This is a genomic window from Luteibacter sp. TLI7-4A (genome assembly GCF_056754745.1).
Genome location: NZ_JBPGWO010000001.1, coordinates 3017403 through 3037930 on the forward strand (window position 1 = coordinate 3017403; position 20528 = coordinate 3037930).

Consider the following 20528-nt stretch of genomic DNA (forward strand, 5'->3'; position numbering starts at 1 on the left):
GCTATGGTACGCAAGCCGGCGTCCCCGCGGCCACGTACCCTATCCTTCCGCCGTGTCTCCGGCCGCGATCGGCGCGACCTCCGCCGCTGCCTCGAAGGGCCGCAGCGAGCGGAACGCACGCCGGTAATCGTCCGACACCCGCTTGGCGTCCTCGCCACCGGTGATGACCTTCGGCGTGATCAGGACGATCAGCTCGGTACGCTCCCCGGTATCCATGTTCGTGCGGAACAACGCGCCGAGGAATGGAACGCGTGACAGGAAAGGCACGCCGCTGCGCGACCGGGTCTCGGATTCCTGGATCAGTCCACCCAGCAGGACGGTCTGCCCGCTTTGCACGGCCACCTGCGTGGTGAGCTTGCGTTTGATGATCGGCACGTTGTCGCCCAGACGGATTCCCGCACGGCTCACTTCCTGGGCGACGTCGAGGTAAACCAGGCCGCCGGGATTGACGCGAGGGCGAACATCGAGGATGACACCGGTGTCCTTGTACTCGACCTGCCCCACCTGGCTATTGCCTCCCAGCGAGGTATTCACGTATGTCTGCGTCACCGGGATCTGATCGCCGACCTGTATGCGCGCCTTGCGGTTGTTCACCACGACCAGCGATGGCGCCGAAAGGATCTTCGCGTTGTCGTCCTGTTGCATCGCATGCAGGACGACCTGGAGATCCTTGTTGACGAACGAGTAGTAAAGCGTGTCCGGCCGTCCGTTCAAGCCAGGACCTCCGCCCAGTGCCCACCGCTGCTTGTTGCCTGGCTGGGCCACGCCACCGTTGCCGCCAGCCATGCCTTCCAGATACCACTGCACGCCGAAACGGAACTCGTCCCGCAGCGTAACCTCGAGGATGCGGGTCTCGATCTGCACCTGAAGCGGTATCGCATCGAGCCGCTCCAGCGCCTGGCGAATCTCCGACCATTGCGACGGACGCGCCCTCACCATCAACTGGTTGTTGGTATCGATAGCGGTCACCCGGATGCCCGATGCCCGGTCGCCACCCGTGGCCGCGGGCGGATGCGCCTGCGGTGGCTGGAAGAACGATGACTGCTCGGTCGAATGGACATCGCCACCGGCATTCCCCTCGCTCGCATTGGCATCGCCACCCTCCCCCAATGCCGATGGCGTGAGCCCGGGCGCCAGCGTGGGCGCGGGTTGGTCCGAAGCCGAGCCGCCGAAGACGTTCGCCACGTAGCGTGCGAGGTCGGATGCCAGCAGGTGGCGAACGTCGTACACGAACAGGCGGGGTTCGTTGCCACCGCCACGATCGATACGGGCGATCCATTCGCCCACCTGGTCGAGATGCGCCGCCTGCGTGGCGATCACGACGAGCGCGTTGGTTCGTTCGATGGGCATGAACCGGATCAACCCAGCGACGGGCGCACCGCTTTTCTCGCCGAACACCGAATCGAGCGCCGGCAGCAGTTCGCCCACCGATGCGTGCTCCAGGCCGAACACACCGACCGACATGCCGGCGACCCAATCGACGTCGAACGTGTCGATCGTTTCGCCGTAATTGGCCAGTTCGTCGCGGGTCCCCGCGACGACGAGTACGTTGCGCGCGGCGTCGGCGAGGAGGATGGCGTCGGCGGCCGCGAAGGGCGCGAGCAGCTTGGCCATGGCCGGTGCCGCCACATGGTGAAGGGGAAAGAGCCGCGCACTCAGGCCGGCTGCCGGCTTGGCGGCCTTGAGGCTCGGTACCAGGCGCCCGGCTACCGCCTGGTGCGCCGGCAGGACACTGTAGCGGCCGTGCTCACGCACCAGTGCGTTACCCGTCCACGCAAGCAATGTTTCCAGGATAGGCAATGCATCTTCCCGCGAGACAGGACGCGAGGTGGAGAAGGAAATGGTTCCCTGCACACCGGGAGCCACCGAATAATTCTCGGCGAGCAAGTCGCCGAGGATGGCCTTCACCACCGCTTCCACGGGCTGGTCCTCGAAATTCAACGTCACCGCGCCCTTGCCGGTCACCGCCGGACGGGGCACATCGGCCGCGCGGGGGCGTATGAAGCGACCGCTTCCGTGTTCGATTTCCCGGGCGACGGAAGAGTGTGTAGCGCGGGGAACATCCGATACCCCGCCTTCCTCCGGAGCCAGTGGAAGAGATGAAGGAACAGGCCGGTCCACTCCTTCCAGTGCGGCCCGTTCGATGGCTCCGGACCCTTGTCGGGGCTTATGCGGGGCGCAGGCCGCCGTCAGCAAGGCCGAAAGCACGGCCAAGCCGATAATGCTGCGTTTCATGGTGTTGCTCCTCCTTCCCTGGGGGCGCGTCGAGCGCCCGCTACTGCGAATCCAATGATTGCTGGCGTTGTTGCTGCTGTTCCATGCGACGTTTTTGCACGGCTTGCTTCAAGGCCTCTATACGGGCCCGCTGAAGGGCGTCGTCATCCTGCCGGGGAGGTGCCTCACGAGCCGACGACGACGATGCCGGGTGGGGAAGCGCGGGGCCGGTCATGCCTTGCGCCGGCAATTGCTCGACGTGAACGCCATTGCCAGATGGCGTGGGTTGTGCACGAGGCGGTTGTTGCGGCGAACCGGGCTGACCGGGCGGCATGCCGGGAGGCCGTTGGCCGTTCTTCGTAAGAGGTTCCGGAGCGGCCACTTTCAGCGTCAACTCGCGGTGTTCACCGCCGTTGTCGAACACCGCGCTGCGCGGTGTGAGCGAGGCGAGGGTCCAGTGGCCGTCGGCGAGCGCGGTGCCTTCCTTCACCCGCACGGTGGAATCCTTACCACGATCGCGAAGCAAGGCCATGCGCAGTTCGGGCGTCATGATGATGCCGGTCAACTCGAGGTCGCCGATGTTGCTCGACGAATCGTCGGTATCCGCCACGGCGACCGGTTTGCGGTCCGCCATGAACAAGGGCCGCTGCCAGACTTCGGCGAAACGTGCGAGCGGTGTGGGCGCCGGCATCTCCACCGGACGCGCGGCCGGCAATGGTTCGGCGGCCACCGGGTCGTCCCAATGCACCCCCCGTCCTACGCCGAATACAAGGGAAGCGAGCACCGCGGCGAGCGCCAACGTGGCGGTGGTGAGGACAGGTGTCAGCCTGCGTTGTCCCGCGGCGTTCACGAAGCCGCCTTCGCCGCGCGCGCGGCATGGATGTAACCGGATACGGTGAACTGCACCTCCATCGGTACGGCCGCGCCGGAGCGCGCGGCCACGGGATTGCGGTAGATGCTGAAGTCCTCGATGAAAAGGTACGGGGTTTCTTCCTCGATATCGTGCAACACGGCCGTCATCGGTTGCATCTGGCAACGAAGGCTGATGTTCACCGTCACTTTTCGGTAGGGATCGCCGGCTTTCTCCTGGCTGGGCACAGGCATCTTCTGGACGACATCACACGCGCCGTCCTCACGGTGCGCGGCGGCGACGTCGACGATGCGCTGCATCAGGCCGGCGGCGGCGGCGTTGGTGTCGTCACCGGGCAGGAAGGCGTCGCTATGGGTCTGCCCCTGCTCCAGCGATGCCAGTCGCTTTTCGAGTTGAGGCCGTTCCGCGATAGCCGCCGCGTAGCGGCGCTGGGTATCGCGCAGGTCGTTCATTTCGTCGGCCACGGTCAACTGTGGTGCGACAAACCACCAGTGCACGAGGGCGAAGTAGCCGATCGCGACCGCCACCACGAGCAACAGGATGGCGGCGATGCGGGATTCAGCGGGCTTCATGCGCATCGGCGATCTCCTTGCCCTGGACAGGTGCCGGTTTCGCCGGCGTCGTGGATGCCTGCGCGGGCTTGGGGGCCGACGCGCTGGCGGCCGGCCCCGCCGCGATGGCCTTGGCCGGCACGGCGTCCGGCTTGGGCACGAGTGCCTTGGCCTGCATATAGAAACGTTCCTTGCCAGAGGTCGGGTCGGCCTGGATGGTGCCCTGGAAACTCGGGTCGCCGATCGTACGGGCACCTTTCAATGCGTCGATCAGGCGTGCCGCCTGGGGACTCTGGCCCTGGAACCCCAATTGGCCGCTGGCGTTGAGGGTGAAGCGCTCGAGCCAGGTGTCATCCGGCAGGCGGTGTGTCAGTTCTTCCAGCACGGGAAGGACCGCTGCGGTCTCCGTTTTCTTGCGTGCGAGGAAACCGGAGGCGCCCGCACTCTCCGTGAGCCGTTGGCGCAGTGCCTTGACCCGCTGCGCGTCACCCTGCATCGCCTCCACATCGGCGCGCATGGTTTCGAGCGCCGCGTTCCTGTTGTGCAACCAGGCGGCCATGACGGCGAACAGCAGCAGCCCCATGACCGCGAGCAGGCCGGCGTTGAGTCGTCGACGCCGGTCGACGCGACGCGGTGCACGTGTCGGCGGCAGCAGGTCGACGCCCGCAAGCGCATGCCCCTGCGCGACGTCGACCCGATCGGGGGCGACGCCCAGCGATGCGAGCTCGTCGAGCAGGGGATCGAGCGTCGCCCGCGGCGTGGCGGCGAGTTCGGCGACGAAACGCCCTTCGGGACCGCCCCCACCGAGTTCACGTACGCCGTAATGGATGTCTTCCGCACGGAAGGGTGTCTGCCTGTCGAGATCGTAGCCCACGACCTGGCGCAGGTTGTCGCGCGCCGCGACAGGCAAGACGAGGCGGCGGCGCAATACCTGCGCGGTGGGCAGTACCAGGGCGATCCGGCGGTCCGCCGGGTCGGCCTCCGACAGGGCGCGCGCCAGCACGGCTATCCGGTGTTCCGCGTCGTCGATATCCGCGACTTCCGCCAGGACGGCCGACTCCCCCGAGCGGCGCAACCGCCACCCGTCGGCCTGGCGCTCGACCACATACCAGCGTTCGCCGCCGGCGAACGCCGCGCGCCAGCGCACCGGCACCAGGGCGGCGAGCTCACCGCCCCACCAGCGCAGGAAACCAGGCAGCGCGCTACCCCGCCAGGCACGGCGCAGGCGGTCGAGCTGAACCTGGGAGGCTTCCTGCAATGTGCTCATTCAACATCTCCTTCGCGCCAACGCAAAACAGCGTAGGGCTGGTTTCCGGATCTTATCCCACGCAAACGGACCGTCGATGTAAGGGAACTCCTGGTTCCGTCGTCAAGGATGGCCTCCGCACGTATCGTGTGCGTGACACCGTTGCCTCCCGCGACGGCCGCGCCGCTGCTCTGTCCACGGCTCGCCAGGATGGCGTCCGCGCCCGCGCTGCCCAGCCCGGGAATGGACGCCAGCGCCAACGGCTGCGCGTGTTCGGTATTGGGTCGCTCGCGTCCCGACCAGATCGTTAGCGCGGGCGCCACCATCGTCCACAGGCGCGCGTCCATGCCCAGGACCATGCGGGCTTCCTCCACCGTGGCGAACGGTCCGTTGCGCGGCCCATACGCGAGGCCCGCGGCCTCGTACTGCGGCTTCTTGGCGCCATTGGGCGATGCCGCGTCGCCGGGACGACGCCAGTCCTGGATGGCGGCGGACAGGCTCCCGGCCTTGTCGTCGGTCGCACCGGCGGCCTTGAACAGGCCCGTGAGGACATCGCCGGATGCGGCGTTGAGGTCGACCTTGCCATCCTCGTCGACGATCGTGATGTTGACGTTCGCATCGTCGAATGCGAATACGTAAGGCCGTCCGTCGGCCACCCAGCGAGACGCGGCATCGGGTGTCTGCAATCCCTCGATCGCCCGCATGACGCCAGCCTCCGCGGCATAGTGCGCGCGCGTCTGCGCGAACTGGTAGCGCGCCTGCAAGCCCTCGGTGCGGGCGAGCGCGGCGAAACCACCGAGCATGATCGCCAGAAGCGTGCAGCCCCACAGGACGATGAGCAGGGCCACGCCACGGTCGCGACGCGCGATCACCGCAGCACCGATCCGCGCGTGCCGCGCATCATGCCGAATCCATTGCGCGAGGCGGAGGGATCGATCCTGATCGGAGCGACGAGCGTCGGAAAGGCCACGTTTCCCCCACATCCAGCGCGATGCGCACCAGTGACGGCATGCGCCGCGTGTCGGTCCACGTGTCCTGCCAGTCGCCCGGCCGGTTCTGATCGTCCATGCCGCGATAGGCGAACGCGCCCTTGCCGATGCCGCGCAGGAGGACCTCGGGTTCACCGAGCGGTTGGGGATCGCCGCCGTCGGGGGGCAACAAGGCAAGCGCCACCTCCAGCCGATAACTCGAATGGCCGTCCTCCACCAGCGACACCGTCTGCAACTGCGGGCCCAGCTTCGACAGGTAACCCGGCATGGGGGCCACGAAACGCAACGAGTGATCGTCGCCGGTGAAGACGACCGGATCGCCGTCGTCGGTCTGCCCGAAAGGAATCACCAGCGCCTGCGCCAGTTCACTACGCAGGAACGACTGCGCCGAGCGGATCTCGTCCATGCGCTCGATGGCGTCGCCACCGCTGCGCACGATACGCGTCGCCGTGCTGATGCCGGAATACACGCCCAGCAACACGATCGTCAGCAAGGCCAGCGCTGCCAGCACTTCCATCAGGCTGAATCCGGACGCGCGTCTCATTGCGGAGTACCCCCGCCCGACCCGGCCAGGCGCAGCGTCGAGAAACGCGCGTGCCGTTCGTCGCCGCCCTGTCCCCAGATCACGTCGAGATCGAGTCGATACATCCCCGCCGCCGCGAATCCGTCCGCCGCCGGCTTCTCGTCGGGTGGCTGGTAGCGGCTGACATTCATGCGCCAGCGGTAGGTATCGTCGAAGCGGCCTTCACTGCCGCCTTCACGCACGGGTTCCATCACGAAGGCGCCGTCGAGCAGGCTGCGCGCGCGCAGCGCTGCCTGGGTGCGTTCGTTCGCCCGCGCGGTGAGGCTGAGCGAACTGCCGGCGACCTGCATGAGCGCCGCGAAGGCGATGGCGAGTACCGCGATGGCGGCGATCACTTCGAGCAGGCTGAAGCCTTGCTGGCGCGTGCGGGTCATCGCGTGTCCACCACGCTGACCGCACCGGTCAGCCAGCCGACATTGACATGCCACTCGCGCTGGCCACGCTTGAGGGTGATGCGTCCACCCGTGGAACTGCCGTCCGGAAAGAAACGGATGCGTCCGGTGCTGGCGTTGGCCTGGTCTTCGCGCGCACTGGTGATCGACACGCGCATATCCTTGGGCAGGCGCACATCCGGCTTGCCGGGTGCCTTATAGGTCGACGCGGAAGTATCGACTTCCAGCGCGAGGCTCTGGCCACGCACGATCGATTGCGCGCGGGTCCAGCGCAGCGCCGCCGCGAGTTCGCCGCTGGCGGCGTTGACCCGCGCACTGGCCAGTCCCTGGGTCACCGGGATCGAGACCGCCGCCGCGGCGACCCCGATCAGGAGAATCACGGCGAGCATCTCGAACAGCGTGAATCCGCGTGCGCGCATGGCCGTGACCCGTACCACCGCCGCCGGTTACTGCCAGTTGCCGACGTCGGCCGAGTAGCCGTCGCCGCCGGCCTTCCCGTCCTGTCCGTAGAACACGAGATCGAAACTGCCGTGCTCGCCCGGGTAGCGGTAGCCGAACGGATGGCCCCAGGGGTCCTTGAGATCGGAAGCCTTCGCGTACGGGCCCTGCCAGCTGCTCGCGTCGGCGGGCTTGGTGGTGAGATCGTCGAGCGAATGCGGTGGCGTGCCGTTGTCGAGCGCGTAGTTCTCGATCTTCTGGCTCAGCGTGGTGAGCTGGGCCTTGCCCGCGCCGTACTTGCCCTTGTCGACGTTCTTGCCGACCTGGGTCACCACGATGGCGCCGATGATGCCGATCAGGACGATCACGGCGAGCATTTCCAGCAGCGTGAAGCCGCGGGCGTGGCGGTGTCGGAGGGTACGGTTCGCGCGCATGGGAAAACTCCTTGGAACGGTTTGATCAGTTGATGTTGCTGGTAAGGCTGAGCAGGGGCAGCAGGATCGCCGCCATGATGAAGGCGACCATGACGGTCATCACGATGGTGAGGGTCGGCACGAGCGCGGCAAGCAAGCGGTCGATGGCGCGCTTGGCCTCCACGTCGAAGGTGTCGGCGACCTTGAGCAACATGGTATCCAGTGCACCGGCTTCCTCGCCGACCTGGATCATCTGCAGGGCGAGCCGCGGGAAACGCTCCGTCTGGCTCAACGCGCTGCCGAGGCCGGCACCCCCTTTCACACGCTCGGCGGCCTGTTCGAGGGCCAGGTCGAGGGCACGGTTGGAGGTGACCTGGCGCGCGATCGCGAGGGACGAGAGCAGCGGCACGCCGTTTTTCAGCAACGTGCCCAGCGTGCGGGCGATGCGCGCGGTCTCGACCTTGAGCAGCAAGGGCCCCGCGACCCGCATCGTAAGCAGGCGGCCGTGGAAAGCCAGCTTCGTCTCCGCGTCGCGCAGGCGCAGACGCAGGAACATGGCGAGCACCGCGAGGAACGCGCCAATGGCCCACCACCAGTCACTGATGACCGTGCCGATCGCCAGCACCACCTTGGTGATGAGCGGGATGGGCACCTGCATGTCGGCGAAGATCGGCACGAACTGCGGCACCACGTAGGCCAGCAACAGCACCAGGGAGCCGAGCACGCCGACCATCAGGAAGGCCGGATAGATCAACGCATTGATGATGCTGCCGCGCAAGGCCTGCGACCGCTCCAGGTAATCGGCGAGACGTCGCAGCGTTTCGTCCAGCGAACCACCGGCCTCGCCAGCGCGTACCAGGCTCACGTAAAGCCGGGGGAACACGCCGTTTTCCTCGTCGAGCGCCGTGGAAAGGGTGGTACCGCCGCGCACCCGGTCGCGGATGCGCTCCACCATGTTCTTCGCACGTTCGCCCTCGGGCAGGTCGAGCAGGATGCCGAGCGCGCGATCCAACGGTTGCCCCGCACCGAGCAGCGTGGCGAGCTGGTGGGTGAACTGGGCGAGCTGGTCTCCGGTGAACGCGCCCTTGCGGAACATCGCGGCGATCCCGCCACCCGACGATTCGCCATCGGCCGGCGCGGCTTCGAGCGGCGTGTGTCCCTGGTCGTGCAAACGCGCGACCACGTCCTCGATGGACGAGGCTTCCATGCGGCCCGTCAGGGCCTCGCCGGCGGCGCTGATGGCTCGATAGCGGAACTGGCTCATGCGAAGGCCTACGATTCCTGCGTGACGCGCAGGACTTCCTCGATCGTCGTGATGCCGGCCACCGCCTTGGCCAGCCCGTCCTCGTACATGGTGCGCATCCCTTCGGCACGCGCCTGGCGCTCGATCTCTCCCGCGTCGGCGCGTTGCATCACGAGCCGGCGCAACGGATCGCTCATCACGAGGAATTCCATGATGGCGCGCCGGCCCCGGTAGCCGGTGGGATTGGTGGCGCTGGTGCCGGGTTTCCACAGGCGGATGGGGCGCTCGTCCGTGTACTTGTGCAGTTCGAACTGCTCGATCACCTCGGGCAGCGCCTCGTAGGGAATCGCGGTCTCGGGGTCCAGGCGGCGCACCAGGCGCTGCGCGAGGATGCCATTGACGGTCGAACCGAGCAGGTAATCCTCCACGCCCATGTCGAGCAGGCGGGTGATGCCTCCCGACGCGCTGTTCGTGTGCAGCGTGGAGAGCACGAGGTGGCCGGTGAGCGCGGACTGTATCGCGATTCGGCAGGTTTCCAGGTCGCGCATTTCGCCGATCATGATGACGTCCGGGTCCTGGCGGACGATCGAGCGCAGGGCGCCGGTGAAGTCGAGCCCGATCTGCGGCTTGACCTGGATCTGGTTGATGCCCTCGATCTGGTATTCGACCGGGTCCTCGACCGTGATGATCTTCACGTCGGGCGTGTTGATCTGCGAAAGGGCCGTGTACAGCGTGGTCGTCTTGCCCGAGCCGGTGGGGCCGGTGACCAGGAGGATACCATGCGGCCGGTCGAGCACTTCGACGAAGCGGCCACGGAAGTGGTCGGTGAAGCCGAGCGAGGCGAAGTCGAACACCACCGATTCGCGGTCGAGGATACGCATCACCACCGATTCGCCGAAGCTGGTCGGCACGGTGGAGACGCGAAGGTCGAGTTCCTTGCCCTGCACACGCAGCTGGATGCGTCCATCCTGCGGCAGGCGGCGCTCGGCGATGTTGAGACGCGCCATGATCTTCACGCGCGAGATCACCGCCGCCGTGGAACTCGATGGCGGCGCCTCCACCTCATGCAGGACACCGTCGATGCGGTAGCGCACCTTGAGCCGGTTCTCAAACGGTTCGATGTGCACGTCCGACGCCCGCTGTTCCACCGCGCGTTGCAGGATCAGGTTGACCAGCCGGATCACCGGCGCCTCGGACGCGAGGTCGCGCAGGTGCTCGACATCGTCTTCCACGGCGGCGTTGCCGTCCAGGCTCTCGACGATGCTGCCCATCGCGGAGCGGCCCTGGCCGTAATAACGTTCGATGAGATCGTCGATCTCGGAGCGCAGGCCGACGCGCAGCGGGATGTCACGCCCGGTCGCCAGCCGCACGGCCTGCAGGGGATACGGATCGGCGGGATCGGCCACCAGCAGGACGACGCCGTCATCGCCGTCGCGGACGGGAACCACGTGGTATTGCTTGAGGAAACGGAGCGAGAGTTCCGTATCGGCGGGGGGCAGTTCCGGCGCGTCCTTCGCCGCGAGCAAGGGCAGGCCGAGCAGGTCGGTCCAAGCATCGGCGAGATCGCGCTCGGAAACCAGGCCAAGCCGCGCCATCAGCGCCGTGAGCGTACCCTCCGGCGTTTCATCGTGCAGGCGGCGGGCCCGCGCAAGGTCGGCATCCTTGAGCCGGCCATGCGCGACGAGGTGCGCGCACACCTGGACTTCTCCCGGTTCCCCGGTAAGCATATCCCTATGCTCGGTCATCGCAGACATGCCATCTCCATCACGGTCCGTTGGTTACGTCGTCCGGCCGATCGTTCCTGACCGGACGGGCCGCTATTGGTAGCACATACCGTGCGTCGGCGGCGACCGCGATCGCTGCGTTTCGCGACTCGGCGTAACGAACGAAAGCCGGCGTTTCCACCGGCTTCAAGGACTTGGCGGCGCCTTGTGGGCGCCGCCCGGGTTGTTTTACCAGCCCACGCCTACACCAACACCGCCAGAGGTCTCACCGCCGCTCACGGCGGCACCGAAGGTGAGACTGGCGTTGGACGAGAGGCTGCGCGAGTAGCCGACCGACAGGGCGCCCTGACCCTTGTATCCGCCCACGCCCACGCCGAGCCGGTTGTCGCCGTTGACGCCCTGGGTGCTGAAGGCCATCTGTGACATCGCCGCACCCATCGCGCCCACCTTGTTAAGGCGGTCGTTGAGGTTGCTGAAGCGGCGATCCACCGTGCGCTTGTACTCGTCGAACGCCCCGCCACTGACGACGTCGCCGAACTTCTGGTCGGTGTATGCCTTGGCGCTGCTCAGCGTCGCGGCATCGCCCTGGTCGGAGTAGGACTTCGCGGTGGCGACGGCCTGGTCGACCTGGCTCACGTTGGCCGCGTCGGTCGGCGCCGTCCCGGCGGCGACGTTGGTCACCCGCCGCTCCGCCCCCGCGCTTCCCACGGAGACGGTGTTGGGCTGGTCGGCCACGGAATTGGCGCCGAGCGCGACGCTGTTGGTCGCCGCCGCCGTGACCGTGGCGCCCGTCCCCACGGCGGTGCCATTGTCGGCGCCTACGCTGGCATTGGTGCCGACGGCCAGGTCGGTGGGGTCCTTCGCGTAGCTGCCGGCCCCGATGGCGGTGCCGTTACCCGTTCCGTCGACGACGGCGGCGGTGACCGGTACGGCCGCCGCCTGTACCGGGGCGGACACGTCCTGCGCGACCATCGGGGCCGCGACAGCGGCACTGGCGACCGACGCCGACATCACGCTGTTGCGCCGCACCGGCGCCGTTCCCGGAAGGGTGCTCCCGCCGGAACCGGACTCCAGCTGGTTCACGCGGGTGTCCAGGGAGGATAGCGCGCCGTCGAGCGCACCCACCGCGTCGCCGACCGTGCTGTACGAGCCACCCTGGACACGGTACACGGGGCCCACGAACCCCGTGGCACCCATCGTCGCCCCGCCCCCAAGGGCCATCGCCACCGCGTTGCCGGTGACATTGGAGGTGCCGGCGAACGCCCCGGACAATGCCGTGTTCAACTGGCTCAGGTTCACCGCGTCGGTCGCCTGCGTACCGGCGGCCACGTTGGTGATCTGGCGGTTGTTGCTTCCGCTGCCGACCGAGACCGAGTTCGCCCGCGTCGCCAGCGAACCGCTGCCCAGGGCCACCGAATTCGCCGCCAGCGCACGCGCGCTGTCGCCGATCGCGGTGGCGCCGGCCGCGCCGGCATTGGCGAAGGCGCCCACGGCCGTGGCCGACTCCCTGCTCGCCGTGGCGAAGGCGCCGCTGGCGGTGGAGAGATCGCCCGTGGCGCTGCTTCCCGCGCCGGTGGCCGTGGCGAGCGTACCTGTCGCGGTCGCATCGTCGGAACCGTCGCCGGCACCCGTGGCCGATACGTAATGGCGGGCACTGGCCACGCTGTCTGACAACTGGGTCAACTGATCCACATTGACGGCATCGCTGCCTTGCTCGCCCGCGGCCACGTTGGTGATCTGGCGTTCGCTGCCGCGCGCGCCGACCGACACCGTACCCACGCGATCCGCCAGGGCGTTCGAGCCGACCGCCACGCTATCCACCGCGGTGGCCGTCGCATTGGCGCCAAGGGCGACGCTGGCGGCGCCGCGAGCGGTCGAGAAATCGCCCACCGCGACACTGCTCGCGCCGGACGCCCAGCTGTTGATGCCCAGTGCCGTGGCGTTGCCGCCGGGCGCGTAGGCGAAGTAACCCAGCGCCGTGCTACCCACGCCCTCGGCTCCCGCGATGGCACCCAGCGCCGTGGCGAAATCGGCGGTCGCCTGCGCGCCGGCACCGAATGCCGCCGCACTGTCGCCGGTCGCGCCGGTATAGATGAGTCCGACGCCAGCGAGGTTGCTTGGCCCACCGACCGCGACCGAGCCGGCGCCCGACGCCGTGGTGGAGGTACCCACGGCCGTCGCATAGTCACCGGTCGCATTGGCCACCGCGCCCAATGCCGTGGATTGCGCACCGCTGGCGTAAGCGCCGACACCGGCCGAAGTCGCCGCGAAACCGGCGGCCTGCGAACTGGCGCCAACCGCCGTGCCGCCTACGCCGGCACTGGTCGCACCGGTGTCCACCGGGTTGCCATTGCCGTCGGCGATAAGCGGATTGCCGTCCTCGTCGACAGCATTACCGCCCACCGCGACACTGCCCGCGCCTGTCGCCTGTGCGCCCGCACCGAAGGCGGCCGCGTTCTGGCCGCTGGCCGTGCTGCCGTAGCCGGTCGCGGTCGCGAACTGGTTCGAGGCCACCGCGCCGGAACCGGTGGCCGTGGCACCGGAGCCCGCCGCCAAGGCACCCGAACCGGAAGCGGTGGCGTAATCACCGTTCGCCTGTGCGTCGTCGCTACCGTCACCCAGGCCGTTCGCCTTGAAGTAATGACTGGCGTCGCCGACGCTGGTGGCGAGCGAATCCAACTGTCCCTTGTTCACCGCGTCGGTGGCCTCGGTACCGGCCGCGACGTTGGTGACCTGCCGCTCGCTGCCGGCATCGCCGACCGAAACGGTATTCGCCCGGTCATTGAAGGAGCCCGCTCCGAGGGCCACGGAGTTCGCCGCCGCGGCGATCGCCGATTCACCGACCGCCGTGCTGCTCGCGCCATCCGCGTAGCTGTTCCAGCCCAGGGCGGTCGCATAGTCAGCCGTGGCCCATGCGCCCGTGCCGAAGGCCGATGAGGCATAACCCGATGCTTGCGCCGGAATCAGGCCGAAGAACGTGCTGCCACCGACGGCGACACTTTCGTCGCCCGTCGCTTGCGCGCTTTCGCCCACGGCGACGCTGCTCGCGCCGGTCGCCGCGCTCTGCGTGCCGATCGCCGTCGACAGATCGCCGATCGCGTTGGCGACCGCGCCCACCGCCGTCGCCTGCGCGCCACTGGCATAGGCGCCCACGCCGAACGACGACGCGGCGAAACCGCCCGCCTGCGAACTCGCGCCGACCGCCGTACCACCCACGCCCGCGCTCGTCGCGCCGGTATCGACCGGCACGCCGCCGTTAGTGATGAGCGGGTTGCCGTCTTCGTCCACGGCTACACCGCCGACGGCGACGCTACCCGGACCGTTGGCCTGCGCACCCGCACCGTACGACGCGCTGTTTTGTCCGGAAGCGACGCTGCCATAGCCCGTGGCCGTCGCGTTGGCACCCGTGGCGACCGCACCGCTGCCGTTGGCCGTGGCACCCGTGGCACCTGCGAATGCGCCCGAACCGGAAGCGGTGGCGAAATCGCCGACCGCCTGTGCATCGTCGCTGCCGTCACCCAGCCCGTTGGCCTTGAAATAATGGCTGGCATCGCTCGCGCCACTGGCGACCGCGTCGAGCTGGCTCTTGTTCACCGCGTCGGTGGCTTCGGTACCCGCCGCCACGTTGGTGACCTGCCGCTCGCTGCCCACGTCGCCGACCGACACCGTGTTGTCGCGATCCGCGTACGAACCCTGGCCCAGCGCCACCGAGTTCTCGCCGATCGCCCACGCGTTCGCGCCCAGCGCCGTGCCGCCGTTGCCCAGTGCCCAGCTGCCCGCGCCGATCGCCACCGCGTTCGCGCTTTCGATGCCGAACAATCCGAAGCCAGTCTCCGCGTAATTGCCGATCGCCACGCTGCCTTCGCCCGCCGCGCTCGCGCCACCGCCGATCGCCGTCGAACCGCTGCTATACGCCGCCGAGCCGTAACCCGTGGCCACCGACAGGTCGCCATCGGCGAAGGCTTGCGCTCCGTTCGCCACCGCACCCGCACCGGAGGCCTGCGCGAGGAAGCCGCTCGCCGTCGATTGCTCGCCTTGCGCGAACGCCGCCGTGCCCAAGGCCGTCGCGAACTGGCCTTCGGCCTGTGCGCTCGCGCCCACCGCCGTCGCGGCCAGCCCCGAGGCCGTCGCCGGACCGACCGCTTCACCGGTCGAGGTGTACGTGATCAACGGATTGCCGTCCTCGTCCAGCGCCTGCCCGCCGATCGCCGTCGCGCCATTGGCCGAAGCCTGCGCACCCGAACCGTAGGCGGCACTGTTCTGTCCCGATGCCACCGAGCCATAGCCGGTGGCCGTGGCGAAGTCCGCGTTCGTGCTCGCACCGCTGCCGATAGCGGAAGAACCGGTGCCTTGCGCGATCGCGCCCTGGCCCACCGCCGTCGTGTAATCGCCGCTGGCGAAGCTACCCGCGCCGAAACCCGACGCCCCATGACCACTCGCGATGGCGCCATGGCCGTTCGCCGTCGCCTCGTCACCGATGGCCGTGCTGCTTTCGCCGGTCACCGTGGAACCGCTACCCGTGACCGACGTATTCGCGCCCACCGCCGTGCTGTTTTCGCCATCGATGCTGGAGCTGGCGCCCAGGCCCGTCGCATTGTTGCCGCTGATGGACGTGTTGCTGCCGTAGGCCGAGGCGTTGTCGCCCCAGACGAAGGAATTGGTACCGACCGTCGTCGTCTGCACGCCGATGGCGCGACTCAGGAAACCGACCGCGACCGCGCCGACATCGAGCGCACCGGCGTTCGCGCCGACCGCCGTGGCATTGAGATGGTCGGCCGTGCTCGACCAGCCGATCGCCGTGCTGTAATCGGCCGTGCCCCATGCACCCGCGCCGAAGGCCGAGGAGCCGATACCGCTTGCGATCGTGGGAATGAAGCCGCCGTAGGCCGTCCCACCCACCGCCACGCTTTCCTCGCCCGTCGCCTGCGACGATTCACCGACGGCGACGCTGCTCGCGCCGGTCGCCGCGCTCTGCGTACCCACGGCCGTCGAATAATCGCCGATCGCATTGGCGACCGCGCCCACCGCCGTCCCTTGCGCACCGCTGGCGTATGCGCCCACGCCGATCGCGGAAGAGGCGAAACCGCCCGCCTGCGCGCTCGCGCCGATCGCCGTGCCACCGACCGCGGCCGTCGTCGCCGCCGTATCGACCGGGACGCCTTGATTGGTCACCAGTGGATCGCCGTCTTCATTCACTGCGACGCCGCCGACCGCGACGCTACCCGGACCGCTGGCCTGCGCACCCGCTCCGTAGGCCGCGCTGTTCTGTCCCGTGGCGACACTTCCGCTGCCGGTCGCCGTCGCATTCGACCCCGTGGCGACCGCGGCGCTACCGAACGCGCTCGCACCGTCTGCGCCCGCGTAGGCACCAGAGCCAGACGCCGTCGCGTACTGACCCGTGGCCTGCGCATCGTCGGAACCATCGCCCAGGCCGTTGGCCTTGAAGTAATGACTCGCGTCGCCGACGCTGGTGGCGAGCGAGTCGAGTTGTCCCTTGTTCACCGCGTCGGTGGCTTCGGTACCCGCCGCCACGTTGGTGACCTGCCGCTCGCTGCCCACGTCGCCGACCGACACCGTGTTGTCGCGATCCGCGTACGAACCCTGGCCCAGCGCCACCGAGTTCTCGCCGATCGCCCACGCGTTCGCGCCCAGCGCCGTGCCGCCGTTGCCCAGTGCCCAGCTGCCCGCGCCGATCGCCACCGCGTTCGCGCTTTCGATGCCGAACAATCCGAAGCCAGTCTCCGCGTAATTGCCGATCGCCACGCTGCCTTCGCCCGCCGCGCTCGCGCCACCGCCGATCGCCGTCGAACCGCTGCTATACGCCGCCGAGCCGTAACCCGTGGCCACCGACAGGTCGCCATCGGCGAAGGCTTGCGCTCCGTTCGCCACCGCACCCGCACCGGAGGCCTGCGCGAGGAAGCCGCTCGCCGTCGATTGCTCGCCTTGCGCGAACGCCGCCGTGCCCAAGGCCGTCGCGAACTGGCCTTCGGCCTGTGCGCTCGCGCCCACCGCCGTCGCGGCCAGCCCCGAGGCCGTCGCCGGACCGACCGCTTCACCGGTCGAGGTGTACGTGATCAACGGATTGCCGTCCTCGTCCAGCGCCTGCCCGCCGATCGCCGTCGCGCCATTGGCCGAAGCCTGCGCACCCGAACCGTAGGCGGCACTGTTCTGTCCCGATGCCACCGAGCCATAGCCCGTCGCCGTGGCGAACTGCTGCGTCGCCACCGCGCCGGAGCCAAACGCGCTCGCGCCGGTCGCACCGGCATAGGCGCCCGATCCGGATGCCGTGGCGTAATCGCCCGTGGCCTGTGCATCGTCGCTTCCATCGCCGGCACCGTTCGCCTTGAAGTAATGCGTGGCGTCGCTGACATCGTCCGCAAGCTGGTTCACTTGGGTCGTCACGCCGTCGACGCGGGTGGACAGCGTGTCCACGCGCGCCGATACGCCGCCGACCGATGTCGAGACCTTGTCCAGTTGCCGCTTGTTGACCGCATCGGTCGCCTGCGTGCCGTCGGCGACGTTCACCAGCTGGCGCTCTTCGTTGATCTTGCCGATCGATACGGAATTCGCGCGATCCGCGATCGATCCGTCGCCGAGGGCGACGGAGTTCTTCGCCGTGGCGCGCGAATCCGTGCCGAATGCCGAGCTGGCCGATCCGCTCGCATAGGAGGACTCGCCGACCGCGACACTGTCCGTACCGACAGCGCGAGCGTTCTGTCCCAGCGCCGTCGCATAGATGCCGGCGGACTGCGCGTTCTGTCCCAGGGCGACGCTGTACGCGCCGCTGCTGTTCGCCGCGGTACCGACCGCCGTGCTGTAGTCGCCCGCGGCCTTGCTGGAGGTGCCGCAGGCGAAGGCGTCGTCGCCCTTCGCTACCGGCGCCTTGCCCTGGATGCCGAACAGGTAGCCGCCGCATACATTGCCTGCGTGCGCCGGTGCGCTGCCCAGCGCCAGCATCGCGCCGGCAGCCAGTGGCAACGCAGCCAATGCGGCGCGCACGCGTCGTGATGCACCACCCTTGCCGCTGGCCCGAGCCAGCTCCGAAGCCACGACCAGAATCCCGAGCGTCTTGTTCCAGACCTTGCTGTAGATGGTGTTCACGTCAGCCTTCCTCCCAGATGTCCGCATGTGAGCGATCGATGCGCGGGCGCGCGGCGCGCTGCCCTCCGCCAGTCCGTCGCGACCGCGGCGGACGATGTATCCCCATGACCGGCGCAGGCGCCGGCCGCTCGAACGTGTTCGGTGTGTGTGTCCTCGCCCGCATGGCGGGCGCATCACGGTCGAGGCCCCGGCGAACCGGGGCCTCTTCCATGTCGTGCGTCAGAGCGTGTACGCACCCAGGACGCTTACGCCCGAGTACGCCTTGACTCCCTTCACGGTCAGCGTCCATGTGCCGGCCGCCGGCTTGCCGGCAGTGAACGGTTCGCTGTTGCCCGGACGGTTCGGCTGGTCCTTCACCTTGCCGCTCGGATCGGTCACCGAGATCGACACGTCACCCGAGCCACCGAAGGTGCGCAGGGTCAGCGTCTTCGCGTTGGCCGGCACCGTCAGGAGGTAGACGGTGCTCGCACCGGCCGCACCCTTCTGGTTGCCCAGCGCGGTGTTGTTGCTCAGCACGATGCCCGGAGGCGCCGGCGGCGGACCCCATGCGTCGTACTGCGACTGCGTCTCCGCATCGGACAGGCATGCGTTGAGGCTGGTGGCCTGGCCGGCCGTGATGAGGCCATCGGTGGCGAGCTGGCCGGCATAGGCATGCACGGCTGTGCGGTAGTCACCGACACTCGCGGCGGCACCGGCGAGGATCTGCGCATTGGCGATCACGTTGGCGCCGATGATCACGCCGCCCGGCACGAGGGTCGGGATGCCGGTATCGCAGGTGAGCAGCTTCTGCGACGTACGGTTGAGGCCCCAGCCGATGTCCTGGAACAGCGCGGGCGTCAGGTCGACGTCGATCTGGCCGACGAGATCCTGGCTGATCGCGTATTCCATGATCGCGTTCGGGGTCAGGCGCGTGTCGTAGTGCGAGAACGACGAACCCTGGGCGAGCACGGTCGGCGCATACAGCTGGACGTTGCCCTGTGCATCGGTGCCGGCGAGGCCGGTGCCCGTGCCCACGGCGCCGGTCAGGCCGGTGAGGTTCGCCTTCAGCTTGTTGCCGTCGACCTGGCTCACCGCGATCACCGGGATGTTCACCGGCGAGGCGGGCGTGCCTCCCGGCGTGATGGCGCCGGCCTGGTTGTTGGCGATGAGCACGGCGGATGCGCCGGCCGCCTGCGCGTTGAGCGTCTTCACGGTGAAGTCGCAGGTACCGCGGTCGATCAACGCGATCTTGCCCGCGATCGCCGAGCCGTTGGTGATCGCCGCGCAACCGTCGGCCGGCGAGGCCTGGACCACGCTGCCGGTGAAGTTGGACGAGGTCGCCGTCGGGCCGAACGCGGCCTGCGAATAACCGTAGTCGCCCGCCGCCGCGGCCGGTGCCGTCACGCGGAAGACATTCGGCGTCCCGAGAGCCAGCGGCGCCTCCGCCTTCACGGTGGCGCCGGTGAACACGAGCTTGCCGTCGTCCAGTGCCGCCGTGACGCGCTGCGCCGGCGTGAGGTCGTACCACTTCTTCATCTGCGTGTCGTTGAAGACGAAGGTGGAATAGATGTCAGGACGCGCCACGCCGTCATCGCCGACGTACGGCGAACCGGTGGTCAGGCTGTTGAAGCCGGAGAAGCCCAGGCCGTGGGCCATTTCGTGGAGCACGACGTTGAGGAAGTTGATCGAGCCCGCCGGCGTCTTGCCATCCAGGCCGAAGTACCAGCGCGAACCCTCCAGGCAACCCGGCGTTCCGAGTGCACCGTTGAACTGGCTCTGGATATCGGCTTCGCCCGGCACGCCGTCTTCGTGGGTCAGGGCATCGAACAGCGCCGAGTGGTACCAGGTGTTGCGCACGGCGCCAGGCGGCAACGTGCTGGCGTCGTCGAAATAGAAGATATACGTGGTGCCGGAGGAACCGAGCACGCCCGAGGTGGCATCGCACGACAGCGGCTCGAAGGTCGCGTTGTTCACGATCGTGACGTCGCTCTGCAACACGGCGCCCCAGATATCGGCGGCGAACTGGTAGACGTTCAGCGCCTGCTTGCCGACCGTGGTGCCGGGATTGCCACCGACCGGTGCGGCTGGCGTCGGGTCGTCGAGACCCTGGCCGGTGCCGACGTCCTGGTTGACGATCTTGATCTCGGCGGCCTGGGCACCGACCGTGGCGAACAGGCCGGCGGCGGCGAGCGCGGTGAAGAGGAGAGTGCGGCGGATCATCGGGTCACCTCCGGCGCCTTCGGCGCGGCCTGCACGCCATGGTCGTCGTGGTGCACGCTGAGCGTTCCGTCGGGCGCGCGTTCGGCCACGACGCTGCTCATCAGTTCCTGTGGCACGCGCACGGCCTTGGCGCGGACGCCATTGCCGAGGCTCACCGTGCGGAACGTGGATTTCGCATCGGCCGCGGTGCGCGGCTGCGCCGACAGCGAGGCGGCCCGGCTGGAACGGACCTGGAAAGCCTTCGAAAGCGCCGCGCGCTCGGCCGCCGTCGGTTCGCGGAGGCGGCCGGTCGAAGGATCGATAGCGACCTGGACGCCCTGGACCATGACGGCCTGGGGCTGGGTCGCATGCGGCGTATCGGCGGCATGTGCCGCCCCCGCCACCGTGAAGATGCCCGTCAGCACGAGACCCAAGGCCTGTGCCAGTGATCGTGAAGTCATTACCCATACCTCCCTAGTGCGGCGCCGGGACCCCTCCCTGCACGCCCACCGGCGAAGACCCCCTCGCCGGCGTAAACACTCGAGGATTCGACGTTCCCCTCAACGCCAATCCCTGCCCGCCGGC

The 20528-nt window shown here is 68.5% G+C and carries 14 protein-coding genes; all 14 read right to left on the reverse strand.

Annotation, left to right across the window (positions count from 1 at the left end; all coding sequences use genetic code 11):
- Nucleotides 1–39: 39 nt before the first annotated feature.
- The gene (gene gspD, locus ACR9Y6_RS13360) at nt 40–1980 is read right to left on the reverse strand and encodes a type II secretion system secretin GspD (RefSeq protein WP_481281722.1); all 1941 of its coding nucleotides are present in this window, start codon (nt 1978–1980) and stop codon (nt 40–42) included.
- Nucleotides 1981–2275: 295 nt separating this feature from the next.
- The gene (locus ACR9Y6_RS13365) at nt 2276–3064 is read right to left on the reverse strand and encodes a hypothetical protein (RefSeq protein WP_481281723.1); all 789 of its coding nucleotides are present in this window, start codon (nt 3062–3064) and stop codon (nt 2276–2278) included.
- The gene (gspM, locus tag ACR9Y6_RS13370; protein ID WP_481281724.1) at nt 3061–3663 is read right to left on the reverse strand and encodes a type II secretion system protein GspM; all 603 of its coding nucleotides are present in this window, start codon (nt 3661–3663) and stop codon (nt 3061–3063) included. Before gspM ends, ACR9Y6_RS13365 begins: the two co-directional genes overlap by 4 nt.
- Nucleotides 3644–4903, reverse strand: coding sequence for a PilN domain-containing protein (locus ACR9Y6_RS13375; protein WP_481281725.1), 1260 nt, complete (start codon nt 4901–4903; stop codon nt 3644–3646). The genes gspM and ACR9Y6_RS13375 overlap by 20 nt, the downstream gene beginning before the upstream one ends.
- Nucleotides 4900–5754, reverse strand: coding sequence for a type II secretion system minor pseudopilin (locus ACR9Y6_RS13380; protein WP_481281726.1), 855 nt, complete (start codon nt 5752–5754; stop codon nt 4900–4902). The genes ACR9Y6_RS13375 and ACR9Y6_RS13380 overlap by 4 nt, the downstream gene beginning before the upstream one ends.
- A 28-nt stretch (nt 5755–5782) precedes the next feature.
- Entirely contained in the window at nt 5783–6415 is a 633-nt protein-coding gene (locus tag ACR9Y6_RS13385; RefSeq protein WP_481281727.1) for a prepilin-type N-terminal cleavage/methylation domain-containing protein, read from the reverse strand.
- Nucleotides 6412–6828 (reverse strand): prepilin-type N-terminal cleavage/methylation domain-containing protein, encoded by a 417-nt coding sequence (locus ACR9Y6_RS13390; protein WP_481281728.1) that lies wholly within the window; start codon nt 6826–6828, stop codon nt 6412–6414. Before ACR9Y6_RS13390 ends, ACR9Y6_RS13385 begins: the two co-directional genes overlap by 4 nt.
- Nucleotides 6825–7265 (reverse strand): GspH/FimT family pseudopilin, encoded by a 441-nt coding sequence (locus ACR9Y6_RS13395; RefSeq protein ID WP_481281729.1) that lies wholly within the window; start codon nt 7263–7265, stop codon nt 6825–6827. The genes ACR9Y6_RS13390 and ACR9Y6_RS13395 overlap by 4 nt, the downstream gene beginning before the upstream one ends.
- A 27-nt stretch (nt 7266–7292) precedes the next feature.
- Nucleotides 7293–7718, reverse strand: a complete 426-nt coding sequence (gene gspG / locus ACR9Y6_RS13400; protein ID WP_306851228.1) for a type II secretion system major pseudopilin GspG — start codon at nt 7716–7718, stop codon at nt 7293–7295.
- 25 nt (nt 7719–7743) lie between these two features.
- Nucleotides 7744–8961, reverse strand: coding sequence for a type II secretion system inner membrane protein GspF (gspF, locus tag ACR9Y6_RS13405; protein ID WP_481281730.1), 1218 nt, complete (start codon nt 8959–8961; stop codon nt 7744–7746).
- Nucleotides 8962–8969: 8 nt separating this feature from the next.
- Nucleotides 8970–10685 carry a type II secretion system ATPase GspE gene (gspE, locus tag ACR9Y6_RS13410; protein WP_481282730.1) on the reverse strand — a complete coding sequence of 572 codons (1716 nt, stop codon included), beginning with the start codon at nt 10683–10685 and terminating at the stop codon, nt 8970–8972.
- A 207-nt stretch (nt 10686–10892) separates the two neighbouring features.
- Entirely contained in the window at nt 10893–17765 is a 6873-nt protein-coding gene (locus ACR9Y6_RS13415; protein ID WP_481281731.1) for an ESPR-type extended signal peptide-containing protein, read from the reverse strand.
- 219 nt (nt 17766–17984) lie between these two features.
- The gene (locus ACR9Y6_RS13420) at nt 17985–19964 is read right to left on the reverse strand and encodes a PA domain-containing protein (RefSeq protein WP_481281732.1); all 1980 of its coding nucleotides are present in this window, start codon (nt 19962–19964) and stop codon (nt 17985–17987) included.
- Nucleotides 19961–20404: a post-PEP-CTERM-1 domain-containing protein gene (locus ACR9Y6_RS13425; RefSeq protein ID WP_481281733.1), complete on the reverse strand. Its 444-nt coding sequence runs from the start codon at nt 20402–20404 to the stop codon at nt 19961–19963. The genes ACR9Y6_RS13420 and ACR9Y6_RS13425 overlap by 4 nt, the downstream gene beginning before the upstream one ends.
- Between the last annotated feature and the right edge of the window lie 124 nt (nt 20405–20528).

Excerpts from the sequence above, each read along its gene's own strand:
- gspM (WP_481281724.1), bottom strand. The coding sequence starts at position 3,663 with ATGCGCATGAAGCCCGCTGAATCCCGCATCGCCGCCATCCTGTTGCTC.
- ACR9Y6_RS13390 (WP_481281728.1), bottom strand. The coding sequence starts at position 6,828 with ATGACCCGCACGCGCCAGCAAGGCTTCAGCCTGCTCGAAGTGATCGCC.
- ACR9Y6_RS13385 (WP_481281727.1), bottom strand. The coding sequence starts at position 6,415 with ATGAGACGCGCGTCCGGATTCAGCCTGATGGAAGTGCTGGCAGCGCTG.
- ACR9Y6_RS13425 (WP_481281733.1), bottom strand. The coding sequence starts at position 20,404 with ATGACTTCACGATCACTGGCACAGGCCTTGGGTCTCGTGCTGACGGGC.
- gspF (WP_481281730.1), bottom strand. The coding sequence starts at position 8,961 with ATGAGCCAGTTCCGCTATCGAGCCATCAGCGCCGCCGGCGAGGCCCTG.
- gspG (WP_306851228.1), bottom strand. The coding sequence starts at position 7,718 with ATGCGCGCGAACCGTACCCTCCGACACCGCCACGCCCGCGGCTTCACG.
- ACR9Y6_RS13420 (WP_481281732.1), bottom strand. The coding sequence starts at position 19,964 with ATGATCCGCCGCACTCTCCTCTTCACCGCGCTCGCCGCCGCCGGCCTG.
- ACR9Y6_RS13395 (WP_481281729.1), bottom strand. The coding sequence starts at position 7,265 with ATGCGCGCACGCGGATTCACGCTGTTCGAGATGCTCGCCGTGATTCTC.
- ACR9Y6_RS13375 (WP_481281725.1), bottom strand. The coding sequence starts at position 4,903 with ATGAGCACATTGCAGGAAGCCTCCCAGGTTCAGCTCGACCGCCTGCGC.
- gspE (WP_481282730.1), bottom strand. The coding sequence starts at position 10,685 with ATGACCGAGCATAGGGATATGCTTACCGGGGAACCGGGAGAAGTCCAG.